Here is a 4,162-nt window from a genome sequence, read left to right as displayed (position 1 = left end):
AGGGACCATCAAGAACAACAGAGTTGATGACGCAGAACAGGATGGCAGATTTATCGAAATGCTGAAGCCGGGCCCCAGGGGACCCGGCTTTCTCATGCTTGCGTGACGTGTCTTAGAACGTCTGCGTCACGGATACCTTGAATGTCCGGCCGGGCTCGGAATAGAAGCGCTCCGGCTGGGTCATGTCGGTGTCCTGCAGGTCCAGCGCGTTGTAATAGGTCTGATCGAACAGGTTGTAGACGCCGGCCTGGACCAGCAGGCCCTCGAACTGCTCCGGCGACCACCATGCGGTGACGTCGACGATGCCGTAGCCGGGCGCCTTGAACTCGGCGGTGGAGCCATCCGGCACCTTGGCCGACAGGATCCAGTTGGCGTTCGCGCCCCAGGTCTCGACATTGTAGCCGCCGCCGATCACCGCCTTCAGCGGCGCGACCGATCCGAGAATTTCGTTGGTATCCATGTTCCAGCCGCGCGCGAAGGCGAGCGAAGCGTGCATGTCCCAGTCATTCAGGAACGTCTTCTGGTAGCTGGCCTCGATACCGGCGATCTCGACATTGTCGATGTTGACGGTCTGGGTGATGCCGAGCGGATAGAGGCCTGCGGCAAAGCCGAGGTCAAGCGGATCGACCGACTGCGTGTCGATGAAATCCTTGTAGCGGCTGTAGAAAGCCGAAACCCGGCCGCCATCGTCATCATCGCCGAAATTCGCGCCAAGCTCGACGCCCCAGCTCGTTTCCGGCTCAAGATCGGGATTGCCAATCCTGAGATAGCTGCCCGGCGCGCCGTAGTCGACATAGAGCTCGCCCGGGGTCGGTGCGCGGAAGGCGGTCGAAATCTGGCCGTAGAGCTGCGTGAAGTCGTTGAGCTCGTAGGTGGCGAGCAGCTTCGGCGAAATCCGCCAGTCGCTCTGGCCTTCCGGCAGGCCGTTATAGTTCGGGTTGTCTCGGTAGCCGGCGGTTTCCTTAGGATCATACTGGTACCAGTCGAAGCGAACGCCGGGGGTCAGCGCGAAACCGCTGTCGCCGAACACGAACTCGTCATGGGCGTAGAGGCCCAGAACATAGCCGTTCACATCAGGCGTGTCGGCCTGGTTGGTGTGCAGGAAGCTGCAGGTGCTGAACGGAGGGAACGGTCCGGGGCCGCAATTGTCGACGCCGCTCGAATACTGGCTGGTCTGCGAATAGTAGAAGTCGCCGCCAAGCGTGAAGGTATGCAACAGAGAGCCGGTGTCGATGCTCTTCTCGGCCCAGCCCGACCAGCCGTAGCGTTCCTCGTCGGTCTTGGATGTACGCGAATATTCGCCAAACGGCGGTGCACCGCGCGATGGCAGGCGGATGCCGGAGGTGCCGCTTTCGCGCTCGCTCTTCAGCCAGTAGAACGTGCTGAAGGCCTGGTCGATCAGACCGTCATCGGCGATGGCGCTGTAATTGTAGTCGATCGAGATGCGGTCGCGGTGTTTGTCTTCGGTGCCGTTCCAGTTGTCCGGCGCATAGGTGGCGCCCTGATCGGTCAGAAGCTCGATATCCTTGTTGCGGTCATAGCGCTCGACCGTGAGGCCGATGGTGTGCGCTTCCATGATGTTCTGGCGGATCTTGAACAGCAGGTTGTTTTCGTCGAAGGTCGCCGGGTTCGGTTCGCTGCGGGTCGCACCGTAGCCGCCGACATCGCCCTGGTTGTCCATTTCATGACCGGTGGCGATGTCGCCCTGGAACAGAAGCGCGGTACCGCCCGATTGGATGGCGAACGCGCCCTCACCATCCATGCTGTTATCGGCGCTGTCATAGGTGAAGCCGATGCGGCCGCCATAGCCCTTATCGGGATCGATCAGGTCTTCGGGCTCAAGGGTTCTGAGCACGACCGTTCCGCCAAGCGAGCCGCTGCCGGAGCGCGAGCTGTCGGCGCCGCGCACGATGTCGATCGTCGCGATCGAATCGAACGAGAAGGCATCTCCGCCGCCGCTGGCGTCCGAACGCGCGGTGTCGTCAAGATAGGGAATCTGGATGCCGTCGATGACGGTCGAAACGCGCGGGCCCTGCATGCCGCGAATGTTGACCGAGCCGGAATCATCGCCGACGAAGGTCACGCCCGGTTCCAGAATGCGGGTGTAATCGTCAAAATCGGTGACGATGTTCTGGTCGAGATCCTCGCGCGTCGACTGGGTGGCAAGCGGGGTATCGGCGATCCCCTCCTTGCCGCCTGTTGTCGTCACGCTGACGGGGGAAAGCACGGTCGTCTGGGTGTTGTCCTGAGCCAAAGTGGCCGTGGCGCTTAAAAGGGTGGCCAGAGCCGTGCACGATGCCAAAATCCGCGAAATACGCATCACCGAATCCTTCTTTTTCATTGAAGAACCTGGCTGGCTTGCGAACGGCATGGCGTACTGGCTGGCTGGGTATTTTCCGGCGATCGCCGGTGTTGGACTATCCGCTATAAAACATGACTATAACTGTCAAGATAAAATGCCCGGCTTTTGACACATTTGCGACGCCTGTGCCGGATATGCGCCATCACAGCTTTTGCGCGGCCGAGAACCCGGCTATGATGGGTAAGGGCTAGTGAGGACTACCGGATGAACAAAAAGCGTCATGTGCGCCGGGTTGCGGCGGCTGTCGGCATGCTGGTCCTGACCAGCGGCATCTATCTCGGCGGGCTGCAGGCAAGCGGCAATTTTCACGAGGTCAAGGCCGGCGAGTTCTATCGCTCGGCGCAGCCCAGCGCGGACGCGCTTTCGCGCTATATCGACCAACACGGCATCAAGACCGTGATCAACCTGCGCGGCGCGAGCCCCGGCCGGGCGTGGTATGACGACGAGATCAAGGTGAGTGCGGCCAAGGGCGTCGAGCATATCGATTTCCCGATGTCGGACCGCGCCATATTGTCGCCGGAGCGCAGCATGGAATTGCTGGCGCTGATGCGCGACGCGCCGAAACCGATCCTGATCCACTGCAAGGCGGGCGCCGACCGCACCGGGCTAGCATCCGTGATCTATCTCCAGCAGCTCGGCGGCGTCGATGAGGAAACCGCCGAATGGCAGCTTTCGCCGCTCTATGGCCACGTCGCCCTGCCCGGCATCGGGCCTTACGCCATGGACACGAGCTGGGAAGATTTCGAGAAAGTTCTCGGCCTCGATAGCTGAGGGCGTTCGCTACGGCGCGAACCGCATCCGCTCCTCCCTGAACCGGCGCGCCAGAAACGTGCGAATCAGCGCGATTCGCGCAAGACTGCCGGTATCGGGGTGGGAGAGAAGGTGATAGGCCCGACGGAAACTCACTGAGGGCAGAATGCGCACCAGCCCCTCGGTGTCGCGCGCCACGAAATCATGCAGGATGCCGATGCCGATACCCGCCCTCACCGCCTCCATCTGCCCGGCGACGCCGGCGCAGCGGAATTGCCGGCCGGCAAAGCGCGCCAGATGCCCGGCATAATTCAACGACGAGGCATAGGCATAATCCTCCACGCCGGTGACGACGACATGGTCGGCGAGCGCTTCCTCGCTTTCAGGCATGCCGTGTTGGCGGAGATAGGATGAAGCGGCATAGACGCCGAGCGTGTAGTCCGTGAGCCTGGAGACCACCAGCCGCCCCTCCGCCGGCGGATCGAGTGTGATCGCCAAATCCGCCTCGCGCTTCGACAGCGAGAAGGTGCGCGGCAGCGGCACGAGTTCGACGATCAGGCCCGGATGCTCCTCCTGCAGGCGTCCGAGCTCGGCGGCGAGAAAATAGGTGCCGAGCCCGTCCGGCGCGCCGACCCGCACCGTGCCGGAGAGGCTGGCGCCGCGCGCCCTGGTATCTTCCGCAATACCCAGGATTTCGGTCTCCACCCGCTCGGCCACCGCCAGCAGCCGCTCGCCCGCCTCCGTCAGCGTCGAACCGGACGGGCGGCGCTCGAACAGCGGTTCGCCGAGCGCCTCCTCCAGCGCGTTCAACCGCCGGGAGACCGTCGCGTGGTTGAGCCCGAGCGCCTGCGCCGCGGCAAGGATCTGCCCCCGTCGCGCCACCGCCAGAAAGACCCGCAGATGATCCCAATCCATGCACCGTCCTATAATTTCCGCACAATGAATTTTAGAATTATCGTGTTTCTTTGCAGAAATGAATAGGTGATAGTGTCGCGACAAACAGCATTGATCTTTCCCATTGAAGGCAGGGAAATTGCATTTGGCCATGCG

General features: G+C 62.1%; 4 protein-coding genes. 2 read left to right on the top strand and 2 right to left on the bottom strand.

The genetic code is table 11. The annotated features are described in order from the left end of the window. Positions 1-112 precede the first annotated feature (112 nt). On the bottom strand, positions 113-2,254 hold the full coding sequence (locus K7H91_RS13120; protein WP_230720726.1) for a TonB-dependent hemoglobin/transferrin/lactoferrin family receptor: 2,142 nt from the start codon (positions 2,252-2,254) through the stop codon (positions 113-115). Between the two features lie 34 nt (positions 2,255-2,288). Here K7H91_RS13120 and K7H91_RS13115 point away from each other — a divergent pair, with 34 nt between their 5' ends. Both K7H91_RS13115 and K7H91_RS13110 read left to right on the top strand, forming a co-directional pair. Next, positions 2,289-2,471: a hypothetical protein gene (locus K7H91_RS13115; protein WP_230720725.1), complete on the top strand. Its 183-nt coding sequence runs from the start codon at positions 2,289-2,291 to the stop codon at positions 2,469-2,471. Positions 2,472-2,566: 95 nt separating this feature from the next. Then, positions 2,567-3,133 carry a dual specificity protein phosphatase family protein gene (locus K7H91_RS13110; protein WP_230720724.1) on the top strand — a complete coding sequence of 189 codons (567 nt, stop codon included), beginning with the start codon at positions 2,567-2,569 and terminating at the stop codon, positions 3,131-3,133. Positions 3,134-3,142: 9 nt separating this feature from the next. Here the strand turns inward: K7H91_RS13110 and K7H91_RS13105 are convergent, their stop codons facing one another. Beyond that, the gene (locus K7H91_RS13105) at positions 3,143-4,027 is read right to left on the bottom strand and encodes a LysR family transcriptional regulator (protein WP_230720723.1); all 885 of its coding nucleotides are present in this window, start codon (positions 4,025-4,027) and stop codon (positions 3,143-3,145) included. Positions 4,028-4,162 lie beyond the last annotated feature (135 nt).

Origin of the sequence: Martelella mediterranea, from assembly GCF_021021415.1 — a bacterium.
GTDB classification, from domain to species: domain Bacteria; phylum Pseudomonadota; class Alphaproteobacteria; order Rhizobiales; family Rhizobiaceae; genus Martelella; species Martelella mediterranea_C.
This window is presented reverse-complemented; position numbering and strand designations above follow the sequence as displayed.